Origin of the sequence: Acinetobacter sp. 826659, assembly GCF_000588515.1 — a bacterium.
Taxonomy (GTDB): Bacteria; Pseudomonadota; Gammaproteobacteria; order Pseudomonadales; family Moraxellaceae; genus Acinetobacter; species Acinetobacter pittii.
In genome coordinates this window covers 123265-142333 of sequence record NZ_JFYD01000004.1, presented here as the reverse complement: position 1 = coordinate 142333, position 19069 = coordinate 123265, and the positions used below count along the sequence as shown (strand labels likewise).

Below are 19069 nucleotides of genomic sequence, written 5' to 3'. Positions count from 1 at the left end.
TAATTCTCCTTAAGCTTTTGGTTTGCTTTTAACAAGAGGTAAGCCTTGTGCTTTCCAGTTACTAATACCACCATCAAGACGATAGCTATCGTGGTGAGCAACTTTTTGCAAAGCACTTCCAGCAACTTGCCCCAAGTTGCAAATAAATACCAGTGGACGGTCACTTGCTTTTAATTCGTCAGCATGACTTGCGATTTGGCTATACGGAATATTGCGACTGCCACTAATGTGACCTTCGCGGAAATCTTTGCTATCGCGTAAGTCAATCAAAAGAGCATTTTTCGCTTTCACTAAAATACCAAGCGACTGTGGAGAAATTTTACGACCATTACGTTGACCTTCAAAAATGAAGAACAACACGATCAAGACTCCGAGCGTACCAAACAAAATGGGGTGATTCCCCATAAACTCTAACCAGCGTTCCACAAGTCACCTAAAAAAATTAAAAAACAAAATTGACCTAGAGTATAGCGTATATAGATGGTGATCAAAATCACCACTTCAAGGGCAAATAGGGCAGAAAATCAGTTTTTTTGCTGCGCTTCTTGAATCTCATCGATTAAACGCAAAAAGCTATCTAAACGTCGTGGCAAAATTTCACCCGCTTCAACGGCCTGTTTAAGCCCACAATTCTTTTCATGAGTATGTGTGCAATTACGGAATTGGCAAGATCCTAGATGTGCGGCAATGTCAGGAAAGCCCATACGAATTTTTTCTAAATCGAGATGCCAAAGCCCAAACTCACGAATTCCCGGAGAATCAATTAAGGCACCATTTTTACCGAAGTTGATTAAGCGCGTAGAGGTTGTCGTGTGTTGTCCAAGTGCAGAATTTTCAGAAATAACATTGGTTTTTTGCTCTGCATCTGGAATGAGCACATTAATTAAAGAACTTTTTCCTACGCCTGATTGCCCTACAAATGCTACGGTTTCACCATCTAAACGCTCAGATAAAGCCGAGATATCTCCCTTCTTCGACTGACAAATCATCACCTCATAACCCAAGGTTTTATATTCTTCTAATAGGGTAAGAATTGGGTCATTTTCAGTGAGTAAATCAGACTTATTGAGGACCAAAAGAGCAGGAATATTTGCATCCGCACAAGCAACTAAATATCGATCGATTAACGTTGGAGCGGGTTCAGGAAGCGGTGAAAATACAATCACAATCAAACTGATATTCGCGGCCACTGGTTTAACTTTGTGATAGCGGTCAGGGCGGGTAAGTAAAGATGTACGTGGGTGAATGGCTGTAATAATGCCTAAACCCGTATTGGGGTCTGCCTGCCATTTAACACGATCACCAGTTACAAGTAACTCAAGATTAGTTCGAGTATGGCAACGCCAAACACTATCGAGCTCGATCGGCTTCCAGAATGGTTCTGGTTCTCCTTCGGCAACTTGTGGTTTTTCTGGATGATGCTCAGGTACAGAGAGGGCTTGTACTTCAAGTTGACGGCCATAGTGTTGTACAACGAGTCCATCTAGATCCTGTGAAGTATCGATCTCTTCTTGGCGAGTTTTATGCTGTTTTTCAATACGACGTTGCTGTTGTTCAGTTAAACGACGCTTACGAATTAAAGCCATTCATATCCCAAAAAAACCATTGTTTGAAGACCGCAAAAATAGCATGAAGCAGCTATAGAATTACAGCGCGGAAGCAAGAAATTTGCTACTATTGATGTTTTTACGGCATTTTAGAACGTACATTCATGAGCAGTACTTTAAATACACGATTAATTTGGATTGATCTGGAAATGACCGGATTAGATACCGATAATGACCAAATTATTGAAATCGCAACAATTATTACAGATGATCATTTAAATGTACTTGCCGAAGGTCCAGTTTTGGCTATTCATCAACCTGATCGTATTTTAAATGCAATGGATGAATGGAACACTCGTCAACATGGGCAGTCTGGTCTGATTGAACGAGTTCGTCGCAGTAAATTAACAGCCCGTGATGCTGAGTTACAAACTTTAGAATTCCTAAAAAAATGGGTGAATCCAAAAGTTTCACCAATGTGCGGCAATTCAATCTGTCAGGATCGCCGTTTCTTACACCGCCTTATGCCTGAACTTGAGCAGTATTTCCACTACCGTAATCTTGATGTGTCTACAGTAAAAGAGCTTTCAAAACGCTGGCGCCCTGAAATTATGAGTGGTCTGAAAAAGAATGCATCTCATTTGGCAATGGATGATATTCGTGACTCAATTTCAGAGTTGAAATACTACCGCGAATATTTCTTTATTATGAATACTGATGGTAAAGATTGATTACATTATAGACGTGATATGAAAGGAGGCTTAGGCCTCCTTTTTTTATTGCATAAAGGACATTGTTACAATAATGCCGATCGCCTGATTTGGCTTTCATATTCATTTTGCTTAAAATAATGTTTTAAATTTTTATTATAAAAAGAGAGCATTTATGCAAAGTAATAACCCGATACTGACGCGTGTTGAAACGGTCAGTGACTATAGTCAACCGATGACTGTGCAAGGTGCGATTCAAAAATCTGTTATGTTGACTGTCATTGCAGCTGCGGTGGGTGTCGCTTTATTTTTCTATGCAGCCTTTACTGCAAATGTTGGTATTGCTTACGCGGCTTCAATTGTGGGTGCAATTGGTGGCTTGGTTTTAGCTTTAATTACAACGTTTAAGCCAACGACTGTGCCAACATTGGCAATTCCGTATGCCTTATTTGAAGGGGCTTTTTTAGGTGGTATTTCGTTTACTTTCCAGTTGAAATACCCAGGTGTTCCACTTCAGGCTTTATTAGCAACCTTTGTCACCACTTTGGTGATGTTTGGTTTATATAAATTCCAAATTATCCGCGCAACTGAAAAGTTCAAGTCAGTTGTAATCTCTGCATCTTTGGCAATTTTTATTGTATTTATTGTGCAGATGATCATGCGTTTAGCATTTGGTTCAAGTGTTCCTTATATTTTTGAAAGTAACTGGTTAGGTATTGGTTTTGCTGCATTCGTCGCGGTCATTGCTTCGCTTAACCTAATTTTAGATTTTGATTTAATCGAAACTAATGCAGCTTATCGTGCACCAAAATTCATGGAATGGTTGTGTGGTATCGCATTACTTGCAACTTTAGTATGGATGTATATTTCTTTCTTACGCTTACTGGGTTTATTGTCTGACGACTAAGATTGAATTCATCTAGAAGTCGCTCCTCATCAGGAGCGATTTTTTTTTCGTGCGATTTTTGAAAAAAGATGCATTATGCAATTTCGAAAACCGCCGAATATTGGCATTATGCTTGAAATTGTTTTGAGTGAGATCGGCATGACACAAGGACTTTTAGCAGGTAAGCGCTTTTTGATTGCAGGCGTTGCTAGTAAATTATCAATTGCTTTTGGTATTGCACAAGCATTACACCGTGAAGGTGCAGAGCTTGCGTTTACTTATCCAAACGAAAAATTAAAAAAACGTGTGGATGAATTTGCTGAGCAATTCGGTTCTAAGCTTGTGTTTCCATGTGATGTTGCTGTTGATGCTGAAATTGATAATGCATTTGCAGAACTTGCAAAACATTGGGATGGTGTAGACGGTGTTGTACACTCAATTGGCTTCGCACCTGCACATACACTTGACGGTGACTTCACTGACGTGACTGACCGTGAAGGTTTTAAAGTTGCTCATGACATCAGTGCATACAGCTTTGTTGCAATGGCACGTGCTGCAAAACCTTTATTACAAGCTCGCCAAGGTTGTTTATTAACTTTGACTTACCAAGGTTCTGAGCGCGTTATGCCTAACTACAACGTAATGGGTATGGCAAAAGCTTCTTTAGAAGCTGGTGTTCGCTATTTAGCATCAAGCCTTGGCGTTGATGGTATTCGCGTAAATGCGATTTCTGCGGGTCCAATCCGTACTTTGGCTGCTTCTGGTATTAAATCTTTCCGTAAAATGTTAGATGCCAATGAAAAAGTTGCGCCGTTAAAACGTAACGTAACCATTGAAGAAGTAGGTAACGCAGCGTTATTCCTATGCTCACCTTGGGCTTCAGGTATTACTGGTGAAATTCTATATGTAGATGCTGGTTTCAATACTGTAGGTATGAGCCAATCTATGATGGATGATGAATAATTAGATTTATCTAATTTATATAACAAAGCCGCTTTAATAGCGGCTTTGTTTCTCAAAATTATAATGCCTTGCTTACCGATAAATTAGGAGCTCAGCGAGTAATTTATCCTTATTAACTGCCAACTAACGCCGGAGGGTTCAACAACCACACAATGACAAACACAGCTATCGCGCCTGTTGCCCTTATAGAAAACTTGTGAAACCTGGACTCTACATTTAGCAATCCAGGAATAATTGCTGCAATAGCGGCTAATGAAACAGCAAAAACCCCTCGAAAAACAAAAAATTGCGTTGGTGTCGGACTAGGAATAAATATAGCTGAAAGGAGTATTATTAACGCGAACAAGACGCCGACAACCAATCCTGTTACAAGCTGCCATTTAGGTGTTTCATTCAAATCATTTGCTCCCGCGTATTCAAACCCTGCAATTGGCAGGGAGTTATTTTTAAAAAGAAATTCCAATGTTTGCCATTGCTCCTTTGGGAGATACTCTTTAGTCATTCTTTGCATGTTTGCATAAGCTGCCGTATCGGGCTGCTCTAGAGATCCTTTAAGCATGTCAGAATGACTTCGGAGAAAATTCACATGAACCACAAAGGCCTTTAGGACACTGTGACAGTCTTCAGCAAAACCAGTAACCCATTTTCCATTTGCATGAGCGCCTAATAGTCCGCTATTGCCAACAAAATTTTCGATAAAATTAAAATACGTTGCACCTAATTTCTGGCAAGTTAATAAATCCTGAAGTGAAGGATCTTCTTGATGTTCATGGATTTTAATAACAATGGGAGTAAGATGTTCCATGTAGGCCTGCTTAAGCTTTTCAATTTCTGCCTCAGCTTGGAGAACAGCTTGCTCATTGGTCATCATTTTTTGGTCGTTTTCGTTGCCATTAGAAGTAATGTTGTCAAGTCGCTATTATCGACACCTTCCATTGTCACACATTCATATGAACCAACTACATCAAGGACTATTTTCTCAATATCAGTCTTTGACGTAGCACTACTTGAGCATTTAATTCGCCTTGCGATCTCATGAAGTTCACTTTCAGTAGGAGACCATTTAGTAATCAAAAGAGCCGCTTCAAGTTCCTTTTTTAAATTTTCTATACTCATGTCGAGTTTCCTATTTCTTAGTTGCTAATTGCAACAGGGTAATAAGGTCTGAAGTGTCTACACCTTTGTAAATGTAACTACCGGCATCAGGACAATATTTTTTAACAATATCTGCCCAGTCTTTTGCTGAAGGCGTAATCCCTTTAGCTACGAGAGCCTGTATGTCCTGCTTTATTTTCTCCAACTGATAAGAGGTAGGCTCACTTGGAGCGGTGCCGAACTTGATTTTTATGTAGTGCGCTAGCTTTTGATCGTTGGTATTCATATTTCTCGATTGTAAATTAATAGAAAAACTTAACTATAGTTATATTTCATAACTGCTATATAACCAAAATAAAATATTCTATAAATAATTGAATTTTATATGTCAATATTTAGATTAGCATATAAAACAGCAATATTTGCGTCAACATAAATGAGCGATCTATTGAAAAAATATCAATAAGTATAATTATCTATTTGTCCTCCTAACCTTTATATACTAATTAAGGCTAGTTTTTTTGTTGAATCGAAAATTCTAAAGAGAATGACGATAAACATATTTTTTTAGCTTTCGGGGTAGGTTAAAACGTGAAGAAAATAGTTGTTATTTTAGGATTAGTCACTCTTCTTTCACTTCAAGGTTGCGCCACGGAGATGACAAGTAACCCACCGTATAAAAAGAATATAGCAGTTTTAGAGGTGGGAAAACATCGAAATTATGTGATTTCAGAAGTGGACGCACCTCTCACTTCAGAAACCGTGAATGGTGAACGTAAAGAGATTTATACCTTCTAGCAAGACTACTCAAAAGCAGCCAGAATCAGCCGTACGCTATGGCACACGACTGTGGATATTGCCACCATTGGTCTACGGGAAGTGATAGGCTCTCCAACCGACATGTATTTCAATGGTCAGAAACTTCTCTATGAAGTTGTTTTTGATGATCAGGATAAGATTAAGAGTATTCACCAGATCCAGAATAATCCAGATCTGGTGAAAGAATAAATATGCTAAACAATACCGCTAGGGCAATTGTTTCGGCAGTTCTTTTACAGGTGAACCACCTAAAGCTTGCATGAGAGTGACATACGCGTTGTATTGGCTTTGCTTGGTTTCAACGAGGCTTAACCGTGCAGTACGTGTGGTTTGCTGAGCATCGAGAAGTGTTTTTAATGCGACAGCACCATAACGGTAACGGACTTCAGTTAAACGTTCAGTTTTTTCTGCAAGTTCAACATTACGTTCCTGTAACGCTACTTGTTTGTCGAGTTCGGTACGACTCGATAAAGCATTTTCTACATCAGCAAAAGCCTGATAAAGCGTTTGACGATATTGAATAATCGCTTTTTCATAATCTAGATTGCTAATCGCGATATCTTTCTTCATATCGTTATATTGCAAAAATGGTAAGCTCAAACTCGCCCCAAGTGTCAGAGCAGGGTTACGTAATAACTCAGTTAACGATGTGCTACTTGAACCCAAACTACTGGTTAAGCTAATTGATGGATAGTAACTCGCCTTAGTAGCATCTTTAGTGGCTAATGCTTTTCTTAAACGTAGCTCACTTGCTTGCAAATCAGGGCGGCGCGATAAAATGTCGGCAGGTAAGCCAGCACCAATTGCAGGTAGAGCAGTGCGTGGTAAACGCTTTGGCTCTTGAATATTTAATTGCTGCAATGGTTCATGCAATAACACCGCAATGGCTGTGCGAGTTTCAACCAGTTGTTGTTCAATCTGGCTTAAACTCGCTTTCTGGCTTTGTACTGATTGTTCTGCTTGAGTCAGATCTACACCTGAAACGGCACCAGCTTTATATTGAATCTGTACCAAGTCATAAAGCTTTTGAGAGGTTGCTAGACTTTGCTGGGCAGTTGTGTAGCGCTCATTTAAATAACCGAGTTGCCAATAGAGTTTGGCAGTGGTTGCAATTAAACTTTGCCCCGTGGCTTGTAAGTCTTGTTCAGTCGCTAAAGCTTCCCATTTACTTGCTTCGGTTTGGCGGGCAAGCTTGCCAAACAAATCAAGCTCATAGCTTACCCCAGCACTCATGGAAAGACCTTTAGCACTGTCATCTCCCAAATTTAAATCGAAAGAATGTCCTGTAGAAACACTAGAGCTCGTTCGCAAGCCTTGTTTGTTAGCGGTTAAGTCAGCTTGTAGACGGGCTTGCTTTAAGGTAATACCTGCAACAGCCAAATCGCTATTACGTTCTAATACGTTGTTTACGAGTTGGTTGAGCTGTGCGTCGTTAAAAAGCGTCCACCAACGATCAGAGTATTGATCGGCAGACATGTTTTTTGCTTTTGTTGTGTCATACTGAAAACTACCCGGAACTTGTACCGCAGGCGTTTCATAAGGTGTTTTTACTACAGCTGCACATCCTACAAGAGAACCTGTGAGAAGAAGTGCTGTGCTGAGTTTAGTCATAGAGAAAGACATGCAATTTTCCTTATTCTCGAGATAGTGCGGCAACAGGGTCAAGCTTCGCGGCATTCTTGGCTGGTAAGAAACCAAAAACGACCCCAATCAGTGTTGAACAGACAAAGGCTGCAATAATTGAGGTGCTTGAATAAGCCACACTAAAGTTACCACCAGCAAATTTATTAATAAGTTGCCCAAGGCCAAGCGATAGTAAGACGCCAAGCACACCACCAATTAAACACACCAAAATTGCTTCAATCAGGAATTGCTGCAAAATATCACTTTGACGCGCACCTACGGCCATACGTACACCAATTTCTTGAGTACGTTCAGTCACCGAAACCAACATAATATTCATTACCCCGATACCACCAACGACCAATGAAATTACGGCAATTGCTGAAACCAGAAGGGTCATTGTGCTGGTTGTTTTCTCGATGGTTTGGCGGATACTGTCACTGTTCATAGTGAAAATATCTTGTGCACCATGGCGCTGGGTTAATAAATTCACAATCGCATTTTCTGCGGCAGCAGTTGAATATTTGTCATTAATACGAACCACGATATTGCGAACATGGGTTTGCCCTAACATACGGCTCATCACGGTTGTATAAGGCATATAGACATTTAGCGTGTCATCTGAGCCCATACCGCTTGTTTGCGGTTCTACAATGCCAATAATACGAGCTGGTACACTACCGAGTAACACTACTTGACCGATAGGGTTGGTACCGTCACTAAAGAACTGTTTTTGAGTATTGGTATCAATGACTACATCCTGCGAGCGATCACGAACACTACGTTGATCAAAAGTTTGTCCATCTTTAAAGACCAAACCTTTCACATCGAAATAATCGTTACTTACACCATTAATGGTCGCGTTTGCTTCATTTTGTTGGTAACGCATGGTTTTGGATGTGCTGACGATTGGGCTGACTGCACTAACATACGGTTGAGTCATTAACGCATCGGCATCGGCAGGCACCAAGGTTTTAAAACTTGCAGTTTTAGAGTTGTCACCAAAACCACGGCCCTGAAATACCGTAATCGTATTTGTTCCCAGACTACTAATATTACTTAAAATTTGCTGTTGAGAGCCTTTACCTAATGCGACAACCGTAACAACCGATGCAATACCAATAATAATCCCCAGCATGGTTAAAAAAGTACGCATGCGGTGGGCATTCATAGACAGTAAAGCCATTTGGAAGGCTTCAGATAAACGGTCTAAAGTAGAACGCCATGCAGAAATACTTTTGCCTTTCTTCTGTTTACCTTGTAAAGCAGGAGCGGCATCAGGATCAGTCTTGATTGGTTCGGCTGCTTGATCTGGAACATTAGGGCGGTCACTAATAATCTCTCCGTCACTAATCTCAATAATACGAGTCGCATTTTTTGCAACTTGCATATCGTGGGTGACTAAAATAATAGTGTGACCTGCAGCATTGAGTTCACGCAAGATACGCATCACCTCAACACCACTATGAGAGTCGAGTGCCCCCGTCGGTTCATCTGCCAGAATAACGTCACCGCCATTCATCAGCGCACGGGCAATAGAAACACGTTGCTGCTGACCGCCAGAGAGCTGGCTGGGTCTATTAAGTGTTTTAGTACCTAAACCTAATTCAGTCAGTAGAGCCGTTGCGCGTTGTTTACGCTCAGAAGGTGTAACCCCTGCATAAACAGCTGGAACTTCTACGTTACCTTCGGCAGATAAGTCACCGAGTAAATGGTAGCGCTGGAAAATAAAACCAAAATATTCACGGCGTAGTCGAGCCAGCTGATCTGGCTCAAGTTTACCTGTTTCTTGTCCATTAACCTTATAACTACCACTCGTAGGTCGGTCCAAACACCCCAAAATATTCATGAGGGTCGATTTACCAGACCCAGACTGGCCGACAATAGCAACCAGTTCACCTTCATAAATGGTCAGGTCAATGCCTTTTAAAATTTGTATCGTGCTTTCGCCAGCAGGGAATTCCCGGACTAGATTGCTGACTTCAAGCAAAGCTTGTTTTGTCATGCTTACATTCCCATTGGGCCACTACGGCGACGGTTATTACTACTATTTGCTGATGCAGCAGAAGTATCGGCACTATCGGCAATGACAACTTGATCACCTTGTTTTAAGCCCGCAAGAACTTGCGCATTTACACGGTTGTTAATGCCTACCAAAATTTGAGTCGGTTTAGTTGTGCCGTCAGCTTGTAATACACGTACAACACTTAACGTTAATTTACCTTGTTCAACGAGTTGTTTTTGTTCAGCAGTCAAGTTTAGGCGTTGTAGACGAGCTCCGTTTCCTTGAGATTTTTTATCTGCTTCAGGTGAAGAACTTGATTTATCAGAGGATTGACCTGATTTTCTTTGACCTGAAAATTGTTTAGAACTCAGTGCTGATGAAGGAACGAGTAGAGCATTTTTAGCTGAATTTAAGACGATATAAACTTGTGCGGTCATATCAATACGCAATTTACCATCGGTATTTGGCACATCGAATAAAGCATTATAATAAACAGCCGAGCTTGTTGTTGAGCTTGTCGTACTTGTTGATTCGCTAGAAATTGAGTCGGGAGCAGGCTCAATTTGACGTAAAGTTGCGTAGCGTTTAGTTTCATCACCTAAGGTTGTAAAGTAAACCTGTTGTCCTTTTTCAACTTTCATAATGTCAGCTTCACTGACTTGCGCCTTAATCGTCATGTTTTGTAATTTTGCAATTTTGACAATTGTTGGCGCGCTTTGGTTCGCGTTTACGGTTTGACCTTCTTCAGTCACAATCGCGACAACCGTACCATCAGTTGGAGCAACAATACGTGTGTAACCAATATTGGTTTGTGCCGTAGATTTTGTGACTTTTGCAGATTCGATCTGTGCATCTAATGCTTTAATTTGTGCCTGAGCTGTTTTATAGCTTGCCTCAGCCGATTCTAAATCTGCACGTGGCGTTGCGTCTTGCGCATACATTTGTTGCTGACGACGGTATTCAAGTTGCTTTTCATTTAAGGAAGCAACTTGTTGAAGACGCTGTGCTTCTAAATTTTTAATGTTTGCATCAGAGGTCTTTAAGCTATTTTCTTGGGTGGTTGAGTCAATTTGCGCAATGAGTTGACCTTGTTTAACCTGATCACCCAACTGTACATACATCTTTTTAACCTGACCAGATACCTGCGCACCCACACTAATCAGTTTGGTTGCATCCAGTGTACCTGTCGCAAGTACATTATTTTCAATATCCCCACGTGTTACCTCAGCAGTAATATATTGAGGTTGCTGCTCTTTAGGCTTTAAAAACTTCCAAGCTAATACAGCAATAACTGCTATACAGAGGATAATAATAACAAGTTTGATTGGCTTTATTTTTGGCATGGTGAGAGGTCGAAAAGTTTAAAATTTAATTTAGTATAAAAGCGAAATGAGGATAAAACGTGAATTTTTATTATATTTCAAGAATGAAGAAAAATGATTCCGCCGAATTATTGTATAAATAGCGTTTTCCCACATAATTCAGCAATGGCCTGCTGCATCAAATGTTGAGCATTTTCATTCGACATACCTTTAATTGCTGCATCAACTTGCAATAGAAGGGTAGACCATCCTAAAAACTGTTGAGGATTTAATCTTCTTAAAGCTTGTTGATATAAACTGACTTTAGTTTTCCAGATACCAAGTTGTAATGCATTATGAGGCTGTTCAAATAATTGCATCAGTAAACGCATTTCTTTGCTTAGTGTCCATAAAATCAGACTTTCTGGTTCGCCAGCAGCAATTAAATATTGAAAAATTTTAATAGATTGAGCGAGATTACCTTCTAACAGTGCGTCACTTAAATCGTAAGTGGTGTAACGAGACTGATCTTGTAAACAAGCATACAACTGTTCAATTTGAATCAGTTGTTGGTCTGGAAAAGTATCTCTTACACGCATCAAGCTATTCTTAGCTGCGAGCAGATTATGCTCATGATGCTGCATGAGCCACTGCCATGCGTCATTATCGAGTTGAATTTCAAGTTTCTCTGCTTCAGCAGATAAAATTCTTTGACGGTCTTGCGGATAGTTTGCCGTTAGGGCAACGACAACACCATTTGCTTCCACAACTTGGAAAAAAGCAGACTTTAAGCTACTACTATCTTGCTTAGGTAAAACAATTAAAAGAAGGTTAGTTTCATTATGTTGAATATAACTTTTAAGTTGTTTTAGCCCATTTGCGTCAGGCTTTATATTGCCATGTACTTCAATGGCAAGCTGCTGAGAAAATAAAGATAAGCTGTTAAGAGCGTTAAAAACATTTTTCCAGTCGCTTGCACTACTAATATCGTAGCGCTGTCTTTCAACTTCTTGTTGTTGCCAACTTTTACGAAAAGCATCTAATAAATTTTGTTCCAGCAAAGGTTCTTGGCCATGTAAAATCCACGCACCCCGTGCTTCCGGAATGCGTTTTAAGGCTTGTAAATAGTCAATTTTCATTGCTGGTAAAAATAAAGATTAAGGCTGAGCTTTTGGTAAACGGTTTGCTGAAATCTGACGAGTAATTTGCTGTGCAATGTCATCAATCACAATACGTTGCAAATAAGATTCTTGCTGATTTTCGGTGTTAACCGTTGCAAGATCATATTGGTAACTACGAGATGCAGTTAATGAACGTGGTTCAGTAATTTTATTACCCTGACGGTCTTCAATCTGGAAGGTTACGGTTAAGCGTAATAATACTTCCGTTAGTTTTCCATTTAAAAGCTGACGACGTGGTGTGTACTCTAAAACACGGAGTACGTAGGCATCATTATCATTGCTGAATTGAACACCATTTGCAGCTAAATAAACTTTTAACTGGGTTTCTAAATCATCAGTTTTAGCTGGTAACTCAAGGCTTAATTTTTTATAAACAAGCGGAGTTGCAGTCGGGTTGGTTCCTTTTAAATGAAATCCACACCCGACTAAGCCTGCACTAAGGCCTAAGGTCAAAACAACAGCGGCTAAACGTTTGGCAAAGTGCATGCTTGATCCTCTCATTAATAACTTTAATTAAACCACGAGGTTAACTAATTTATTTGGAACCACAATTTCTTTCTTTGTTGGTCCTGTTAAGAATTGTTGAACTTCTGGAAGGGCTTTAGCTTGAGCTAATAGATCTTCTTTAGAGATATCAACCGAAACTTCAAGTTTACCGCGAAGTTTACCGTTAACCTGTACAACAATCGTTTGTGTATTACGAGTTAATGCAGAAGCATCGACTTCAGGGAATGTTGCTGCTGTTACATCTGTACCAAACTGAGCCAATAATGTTTGACTTAAATGCGGTGCAAATGGAGCAAGTAAAGTTAACAGTGTAGTGATCGCTTCACGTTCTACAGCAACGTCGTTGTCATCTTTTGCTTCAAACTTATTGCTTGCATTTAACAATTCCATCAAAGCAGCAATCGCAGTATTGAATGCATGACGACGTTCGATATCATCACTTACTTTTTGGATAGTTTCGTGAGTTTTACGACGTAAATCTTGAGCATCTTTAGACAAGTTAGCAGCATCAATCGTAGAAGCTTGGTTGCCCTTTTCAAGGAAGCTCGCTACAAGGCGCCATACACGTTTCAAGAAACGGTTTGCACCTTCAACACCTGCATCAGACCATTCTAAAGATTGATCTGGTGGAGCAGCGAACATCATAAATACACGTGCTGTGTCTGCACCGTATTGATCAATAATCGCTTGTGGGTCGATACCGTTGTTTTTCGATTTAGACATTTTTTCTTGCCCACCGATCACAACTTCTTGACCATCACCTGAATATTTTGCAGAAAGAATGCGACCTTTTTCATCGCGTTCTAATTCGATATCAGCAGGGTTAAACCAAGTTTTCTTACCATTTTCTGCTTCACGATAGAATGTATCAGCAAGCACCATGCCTTGAGTTAACAAGTTGGTAAATGGCTCATTACCTTGTACTACACCTTCATCACGCATTAATTTGTGGAAGAAACGTGCATAAAGTAAGTGAAGAATCGCGTGTTCAACACCACCAATGTATTGGTTTACAGGAAGCCAGTTTTGAGCTGCTTCAGGTTTAACCATGCCGCCAGTAAAGTCTGGAGATGCGTAGCGTGCGTAGTACCAAGATGACTCAACGAAAGTATCCAAGGTATCTGTTTCACGGCGTGCATCACCACCACAACAAGGACATTTAGTTTCATAGAATTCAGGCATTTTATTAAGCGGGTTACCTGAACCATCTGGAACAACGTCAGTTGGTAATACGACTGGAAGCTGGTCTTCTGGAACTGTGACTTGACCACAAGTATCACAGTTAATCATTGGAATTGGACAACCCCAATAACGTTGACGAGAAACACCCCAGTCACGTAAACGGAATTGAACTTTAGAATTTGCTAAACCTTGTGGTTCTAATTTTGCAAGGAATGCATCGAAAGCAGCTTGGAATTCCAAACCGTCAAACTCGCCAGAGTTAACAAGTTTACCTTCTTTAGAACCGTACCATTCTTGCCACTCAGTTGCAGAGTAATCTGCATCATCAGCGCCTTTGGCATCAATTACTTGCTTAATAGGTAAGTTGAACTTGTTAGCAAATTCAAAATCACGTTCGTCATGCGCTGGTACAGCCATCACTGCGCCAGAACCGTAAGACATTAATACGTAGTTTGCGATCCAGACAGGAAGCTCTTCACCAGTTACAGGATGCTTTACAAACAAACCTGTCGCCATGCCTTTTTTCTCGGCTGTTGCCAAGTCCGCTTCTGCAACTGAACCCATGCGGCACTCTTCAATAAATGCAGCCAATTCAGGGTTGTTTTCAGCAGCTTTAAGCGCAAGAGGGTGTTCTGCTGCAACGGCAACATATGTCACGCCCATAAGCGTGTCAGCACGTGTTGTATAAACAGTTAAGCCATCAGCATAAATTCCGGTATTGGCAGATGGGAAAGTAATTTCCATGCCTGTAGAGCGACCAATCCAGTTACGTTGCATGGTTAACACTTGTTGAGGCCAGCCGTCTTGTAGAGTGTCTAAGTCGTCTAATAATTCTTGTGCATAGTCAGTAATACGGAAGTAGTACATTGGAATATCGCGTTTTTCAACCAATGCACCAGAACGCCATCCGCGACCATTTTCAACTTGTTCGTTTGCTAAAACTGTTTGGTCAACCGGATCCCAGTTTACTGTTGAAAGTTTACGGTAGATCAGGCCTTTTTTATAAAGCTGAACAAATAACCATTGTTCCCAGTGATAATACTCTGGTGTACAAGTTGCAAATTCACGATCCCAATCTACAGATAGACCTAATTTTTTTAATTGGTCACGCATGTAGGCAATGTTTTCAAATGTCCATTTTGCCGGAGCAACTTTATGAGCAATTGCTGCATTTTCTGCAGGTAAACCGAATGCATCCCAACCCATAGGTTGTAATACAGTTTCACCTTTTAAACGGTAAAAACGGCTAATCACATCGCCAATTGTATAGTTACGCACATGCCCCATATGCAGCTTGCCGCTTGGGTAAGGAAACATTGACAGGATGTAACGATGTTTACCTTCGACAGTGTCGGCAACTTTAAAGACTTTACGATTTTCCCAATCTTGTTGAACTGATGGTTCAATCGTGTTTGCTTGATATTCGGGGTCAATGTGAGAAATAGTCATAGACGTAAGCTATACAACAAAAATTGATATTAAAGATTGTTGCACAGCATAGCGCAAAATCGACAAAAATGCAGTTTTGGGATGGATTTATTTTCCGTTAAAAATTAAACAAGAATAAACCTGAAAAAAGCGGGGTAATCATAAAAAAAGAAAAGTGGAAAAATCAAATAAGATGAAAAAATAGTCAGTTAAAAAATAATCATAGAAAAGTGTTTCTTTAATCTTGACTTTAGTGAATTAAACAACAAAAATGCTTCCTTTAGTTTTATATGCGATTATTTGATCACCCTTCGAATAACCGTCATGTTTTGTAATAGACATTCTCTCTAGCCGAGAGATTGATTTTACTTAAAGTATGTATATCCAGACATGCTTTATTAATGTTAAAAAAGCTTATACGGCTGAAAAACAGAAATTTTTCTATTGCAACGAAAACTAGACAATATGTGTGCTATAACAGTGCAGACAATTCAATGAATGAAACACTATTTGTGCCTTCCATAAATAGTGATAAAGATTTTAGGGTGAATCACGTTGGAACTTTTATCTGGTGGTGAAATGCTCGTTCGTGCTCTTGCGGACGAAGGCGTTGAACATGTTTTTGGTTATCCAGGCGGCGCTGTATTACATATTTATGATGCGCTATTTCAACAAGACAAAATTAATCATTACCTCGTACGTCATGAACAAGCTGCTGGTCATATGGCAGATGCTTACTCGCGTGCCACAGGTAAGACTGGCGTAGTACTGGTCACTTCTGGACCTGGCGCAACTAATACTGTGACTCCAATTGCAACAGCTTATATGGACTCAATCCCAATGGTGATTTTGTCTGGCCAGGTTGCATCACATCTTATTGGTGAAGACGCTTTCCAAGAAACTGATATGGTAGGTATTTCACGTCCAATCGTGAAACACAGCTTCCAAGTTCGTCATGCAAGTGAAATTCCTGCAATTATCAAAAAAGCATTTTATATCGCAGCAAGTGGTCGCCCTGGTCCAGTTGTAGTTGATATTCCTAAAGATGCGACAAATCCTGCAGAAAAATTTGCGTACGAATATCCTGAAAAAGTGAAGATGCGTTCTTATCAGCCACCTTCACGTGGTCATTCAGGTCAAATTCGTAAAGCGATTGATGAGCTTTTAAGTGCAAAACGCCCTGTAATTTATACGGGTGGTGGTGTTGTTCAAGGTAATGCATCGGCATTATTGACTGAACTCGCACATTTACTAGGTTATCCAGTAACTAACACACTTATGGGCCTTGGTGGCTTCCCTGGCGATGATCCACAGTTTGTGGGCATGTTGGGTATGCACGGTACTTATGAAGCAAATATGGCGATGCATAATGCTGATGTCATTCTTGCAATTGGTGCGCGTTTTGATGACCGGGTAACTAATAACCCAGCAAAATTCTGTGTGAATGCTAAAGTTATTCATATTGATATTGATCCGGCGAGCATTTCAAAAACAATTATGGCGCACATTCCAATTGTAGGGGCAGTTGAGCCTGTACTACAGGAAATGTTGACGCAATTGAAACAATTAAATGTGTCTAAGCCAAACCCTGAAGCAATTGCTGCGTGGTGGGATCAAATTAATGAATGGCGTAAAGTTCATGGCTTAAAGTTTGAAACCCCGACTGATGGCACAATGAAGCCGCAGCAAGTTGTTGAAGCTTTATATAAAGTCACTAATGGTGATGCCATTATTACTTCGGATGTTGGCCAACACCAAATGTTTGGTGCGTTGTATTACAAATACAAACGTCCACGTCAATGGATTAACTCAGGCGGTTTAGGCACCATGGGCGTAGGTTTACCTTATGCAATGGCTGCTAAGCTTGCTTTCCCTGATCAACAAGTTGTTTGTATTACTGGCGAAGCTTCAATTCAAATGTGTATTCAAGAGCTTTCAACATGTAAGCAATACGGCATGAATGTGAAGATTTTGTGCTTGAATAACCGTGCTTTAGGTATGGTGAAGCAGTGGCAAGATATGAACTATGAAGGTCGTCACTCAAGCTCATACGTTGAATCATTGCCTGATTTTGGCAAGTTGATGGAAGCTTATGGTCACGTTGGTATTCAGATTGATCATGCTGATGAACTAGAGTCGAAGCTTGCTGAAGCAATGGCGATTAATGATAAATGTGTATTCATTAATGTCATGGTGGATCGCACAGAACATGTTTATCCAATGCTGATCGCAGGTCAGTCTATGAAGGATATGTGGTTAGGTAAAGGGGAGCGTACATAATGAGACATATTATTTCTGTACTCGTTGAAAACGAAGCTGGTGCGCTTTCTCGCCTTGTTGGTTTATTTAGCCAACGTGGATATAACATTGAAACACTGAATGTTGCGCCAACCGAAGACCCAACTTTGTCACGCTTAACATTAACAACTTATGGTGATGACCATAAGATTGAACAGATTACAAAGCAGCTCAATAAACTTGTTGAAGTTGTAAAAGTAGTTGATTTATCAGAAGGTTCACACATTGAGCGTGAACTGATGTTGATTAAAGTAAAAGCGTTAGGTGCTTCACGTGCTGAAATTAAGCGAACAGCGGATATTTTCCGTGCGCAAATTGTAGACGTGACACCAACGACCTATACCATTCAAATAGCAGGGACAACTGAAAAATTAGATGGTTTTATCGATGCGCTTGCAGAAAACACTATTCTAGAAGTCGTTCGTTCAGGTGTATCTGGTATCGCCCGTGGCGAAAAAGTATTAGCCATTTAATTTTTTAAAAAGTATTTTAGCGGAGAACACAAATGCAAATTTTTTACGATAAAGACTGTGACTTATCAATCATCCAAGGCAAGAAAGTAGCGATTATTGGTTACGGTTCTCAAGGTCATGCTCATGCACTTAACCTTAAAGACTCAGGCGTAGACGTAACTGTAGGTTTACGTGCAGATTCAGCTTCTTGGAAGAAAGCTGAAAACGCAGGTCTTAAAGTTGCAGAAGTTCCTGCTGCTGTTAAGCAAGCTGACCTCGTAATGATTTTGACTCCAGATGAATTCCAATCACAACTTTACCGTGACGTGATTGAGCCAAACATCAAAGAAGGCGCGACTCTTGCATTTGCTCATGGTTTCTCTGTTCTTTACAACCAAGTTGTTCCACGTAAAGATTTAGACGTAATCATGGTTGCTCCAAAAGCACCAGGTCACACTGTACGTTCAGAGTTCCAACGTGGCTCAGGTGTTCCTGACCTAATTGCAATTCACCAAGATGCTTCTGGTAATGCTCGTAACGTTGCTCTTTCTTATGCTTCTGGCGTAGGTGGCGGCCGTACAGGTATTATCGAAACTTCATTCCGTGAAGAAACTGAAACTGACTTATTCGGTGAGCAAGCAGTTCTTTGTGGTGGTGCGGTTGAATTGGTGAAAATGGGCTTCGAAACTTTAGTTGAAGCTGGTTATGCACCAGAAATGGCTTACTTCGAATGTTTACACGAACTTAAATTGATCGTTGACTTAATGTTCGAGGGCGGTATCGCTGACATGAACTACTCAGTTTCTAACAATGCTGAGTACGGCGAATATGTAACTGGTGTTGAAGTAATCAACGAACAATCTCGTGAAGCAATGCGTAATGCATTGAAACGTATTCAATCTGGTGAGTACGCTAAGATGTTCATTCAAGAAGGTGCGTTAAACTACCCATCTATGACTGCTCGTCGTCGTCAAAATGCTGCACATGGTATTGAAGTAACTGGTAATAAGTTGCGTGCAATGATGCCTTGGATTCAAGCAAACAAAATCGTAGACAAAGAAAAGAACTAATT

The 19069-nt window shown here is 40.3% G+C and carries 17 protein-coding genes and 1 pseudogene; 7 read left to right on the top strand and 11 right to left on the bottom strand.

Annotated features, from left to right (window positions below; all coding sequences use genetic code 11):
* Window positions 1–9: 9 nt before the first annotated feature.
* On the bottom strand, window positions 10–426 hold the full coding sequence (locus J663_RS09750; protein WP_000443006.1) for a rhodanese-like domain-containing protein: 417 nt from the start codon (window positions 424–426) through the stop codon (window positions 10–12).
* A 98-nt stretch (window positions 427–524) separates the two neighbouring features.
* Window positions 525–1586: a ribosome small subunit-dependent GTPase A gene (rsgA, locus tag J663_RS09745; protein WP_033849397.1), complete on the bottom strand. Its 1062-nt coding sequence runs from the start codon at window positions 1584–1586 to the stop codon at window positions 525–527.
* 125 nt (window positions 1587–1711) lie between these two features.
* On the opposite strand from rsgA, the gene orn reads away from it, so the two are divergent.
* From orn to J663_RS09730, 3 genes are all read left to right on the top strand, one after another.
* Window positions 1712–2278, top strand: a complete 567-nt coding sequence (gene orn / locus J663_RS09740) for an oligoribonuclease (protein WP_000099436.1) — start codon at window positions 1712–1714, stop codon at window positions 2276–2278.
* A gap of 154 nt (window positions 2279–2432) precedes the next feature.
* The gene (locus J663_RS09735; protein WP_033849394.1) at window positions 2433–3164 is read left to right on the top strand and encodes a Bax inhibitor-1/YccA family membrane protein; all 732 of its coding nucleotides are present in this window, start codon (window positions 2433–2435) and stop codon (window positions 3162–3164) included.
* 138 nt (window positions 3165–3302) lie between these two features.
* A complete protein-coding gene (locus tag J663_RS09730) occupies window positions 3303–4106 on the top strand; it encodes an enoyl-ACP reductase FabI (protein ID WP_031944198.1) in 804 nt (267 codons plus the stop codon).
* Between the two features lie 112 nt (window positions 4107–4218).
* On the opposite strand, the gene J663_RS09725 is transcribed toward J663_RS09730, so the two are convergent.
* The 3 genes from J663_RS09725 to J663_RS09715 are packed head-to-tail and all read right to left on the bottom strand — an operon-like array spanning window position 4219 to window position 5487.
* Window positions 4219–4977, bottom strand: coding sequence for a hypothetical protein (locus J663_RS09725; protein ID WP_081404692.1), 759 nt, complete (start codon window positions 4975–4977; stop codon window positions 4219–4221).
* Complete coding sequence (locus J663_RS09720; RefSeq protein ID WP_033849393.1) at window positions 4974–5222, bottom strand: hypothetical protein; 249 nt, start codon at window positions 5220–5222, stop codon at window positions 4974–4976. The genes J663_RS09725 and J663_RS09720 overlap by 4 nt, the downstream gene beginning before the upstream one ends.
* A gap of 10 nt (window positions 5223–5232) precedes the next feature.
* Window positions 5233–5487 carry a hypothetical protein gene (locus tag J663_RS09715; RefSeq protein WP_033849390.1) on the bottom strand — a complete coding sequence of 85 codons (255 nt, stop codon included), beginning with the start codon at window positions 5485–5487 and terminating at the stop codon, window positions 5233–5235.
* Between the two features lie 305 nt (window positions 5488–5792).
* On the opposite strand from J663_RS09715, the pseudogene J663_RS09710 reads away from it, so the two are divergent.
* Window positions 5793–6209, top strand: a pseudogene (locus J663_RS09710) (hypothetical protein).
* Between the two features lie 18 nt (window positions 6210–6227).
* Here J663_RS09710 and J663_RS09705 read toward each other — a convergent pair.
* From J663_RS09705 to leuS, 6 genes are all read right to left on the bottom strand, one after another.
* Window positions 6228–7631, bottom strand: a complete 1404-nt coding sequence (locus tag J663_RS09705; RefSeq protein ID WP_081404701.1) for an efflux transporter outer membrane subunit — start codon at window positions 7629–7631, stop codon at window positions 6228–6230.
* Between the two features lie 22 nt (window positions 7632–7653).
* The gene (locus J663_RS09700) at window positions 7654–9648 is read right to left on the bottom strand and encodes a MacB family efflux pump subunit (protein WP_017385757.1); all 1995 of its coding nucleotides are present in this window, start codon (window positions 9646–9648) and stop codon (window positions 7654–7656) included.
* Between the two features lie 2 nt (window positions 9649–9650).
* On the bottom strand, window positions 9651–10991 hold the full coding sequence (locus J663_RS09695) for a MacA family efflux pump subunit (protein ID WP_033849386.1): 1341 nt from the start codon (window positions 10989–10991) through the stop codon (window positions 9651–9653).
* 107 nt (window positions 10992–11098) lie between these two features.
* The gene (holA, locus tag J663_RS09690) at window positions 11099–12088 is read right to left on the bottom strand and encodes a DNA polymerase III subunit delta (protein ID WP_033849384.1); all 990 of its coding nucleotides are present in this window, start codon (window positions 12086–12088) and stop codon (window positions 11099–11101) included.
* A gap of 18 nt (window positions 12089–12106) precedes the next feature.
* Entirely contained in the window at window positions 12107–12616 is a 510-nt protein-coding gene (lptE, locus tag J663_RS09685; RefSeq protein WP_002115142.1) for an LPS assembly lipoprotein LptE, read from the bottom strand.
* Window positions 12617–12643: 27 nt separating this feature from the next.
* A complete protein-coding gene (leuS, locus tag J663_RS09680; RefSeq protein WP_033849382.1) occupies window positions 12644–15268 on the bottom strand; it encodes a leucine--tRNA ligase in 2625 nt (874 codons plus the stop codon).
* Between the two features lie 534 nt (window positions 15269–15802).
* On the opposite strand from leuS, the gene J663_RS09675 reads away from it, so the two are divergent.
* The 3 genes from J663_RS09675 to ilvC are packed head-to-tail and all read left to right on the top strand — an operon-like array spanning window position 15803 to window position 19067.
* Window positions 15803–17527 carry an acetolactate synthase 3 large subunit gene (locus J663_RS09675; RefSeq protein WP_005079103.1) on the top strand — a complete coding sequence of 575 codons (1725 nt, stop codon included), beginning with the start codon at window positions 15803–15805 and terminating at the stop codon, window positions 17525–17527.
* Entirely contained in the window at window positions 17527–18018 is a 492-nt protein-coding gene (ilvN, locus tag J663_RS09670) for an acetolactate synthase small subunit (RefSeq protein ID WP_002114824.1), read from the top strand. The genes J663_RS09675 and ilvN overlap by 1 nt, the downstream gene beginning before the upstream one ends.
* Before the next feature lie 32 nt (window positions 18019–18050).
* Entirely contained in the window at window positions 18051–19067 is a 1017-nt protein-coding gene (ilvC, locus tag J663_RS09665; protein ID WP_002115094.1) for a ketol-acid reductoisomerase, read from the top strand.
* The last annotated feature ends 2 nt before the right edge of the window (window positions 19068–19069 follow it).

What these genes read in the sequence shown, in the direction of transcription:
- rsgA (WP_033849397.1), bottom strand. Translation starts at nt 1,586, where the DNA reads ATGGCTTTAATTCGTAAGCGTCGTTTAACTGAACAACAGCAACGTCGT.
- orn (WP_000099436.1), top strand. Translation starts at nt 1,712, where the DNA reads ATGAGCAGTACTTTAAATACACGATTAATTTGGATTGATCTGGAAATG.
- J663_RS09735 (WP_033849394.1), top strand. Translation starts at nt 2,433, where the DNA reads ATGCAAAGTAATAACCCGATACTGACGCGTGTTGAAACGGTCAGTGAC.
- J663_RS09730 (WP_031944198.1), top strand. Translation starts at nt 3,303, where the DNA reads ATGACACAAGGACTTTTAGCAGGTAAGCGCTTTTTGATTGCAGGCGTT.
- J663_RS09725 (WP_081404692.1), bottom strand. Translation starts at nt 4,977, where the DNA reads ATGATGACCAATGAGCAAGCTGTTCTCCAAGCTGAGGCAGAAATTGAA.
- J663_RS09720 (WP_033849393.1), bottom strand. Translation starts at nt 5,222, where the DNA reads ATGAGTATAGAAAATTTAAAAAAGGAACTTGAAGCGGCTCTTTTGATT.
- J663_RS09715 (WP_033849390.1), bottom strand. Translation starts at nt 5,487, where the DNA reads ATGAATACCAACGATCAAAAGCTAGCGCACTACATAAAAATCAAGTTC.
- J663_RS09705 (WP_081404701.1), bottom strand. Translation starts at nt 7,631, where the DNA reads ATGACTAAACTCAGCACAGCACTTCTTCTCACAGGTTCTCTTGTAGGA.
- J663_RS09700 (WP_017385757.1), bottom strand. Translation starts at nt 9,648, where the DNA reads ATGACAAAACAAGCTTTGCTTGAAGTCAGCAATCTAGTCCGGGAATTC.
- J663_RS09695 (WP_033849386.1), bottom strand. Translation starts at nt 10,991, where the DNA reads ATGCCAAAAATAAAGCCAATCAAACTTGTTATTATTATCCTCTGTATA.
- holA (WP_033849384.1), bottom strand. Translation starts at nt 12,088, where the DNA reads ATGAAAATTGACTATTTACAAGCCTTAAAACGCATTCCGGAAGCACGG.
- lptE (WP_002115142.1), bottom strand. Translation starts at nt 12,616, where the DNA reads ATGCACTTTGCCAAACGTTTAGCCGCTGTTGTTTTGACCTTAGGCCTT.
- leuS (WP_033849382.1), bottom strand. Translation starts at nt 15,268, where the DNA reads ATGACTATTTCTCACATTGACCCCGAATATCAAGCAAACACGATTGAA.
- ilvN (WP_002114824.1), top strand. Translation starts at nt 17,527, where the DNA reads ATGAGACATATTATTTCTGTACTCGTTGAAAACGAAGCTGGTGCGCTT.
- ilvC (WP_002115094.1), top strand. Translation starts at nt 18,051, where the DNA reads ATGCAAATTTTTTACGATAAAGACTGTGACTTATCAATCATCCAAGGC.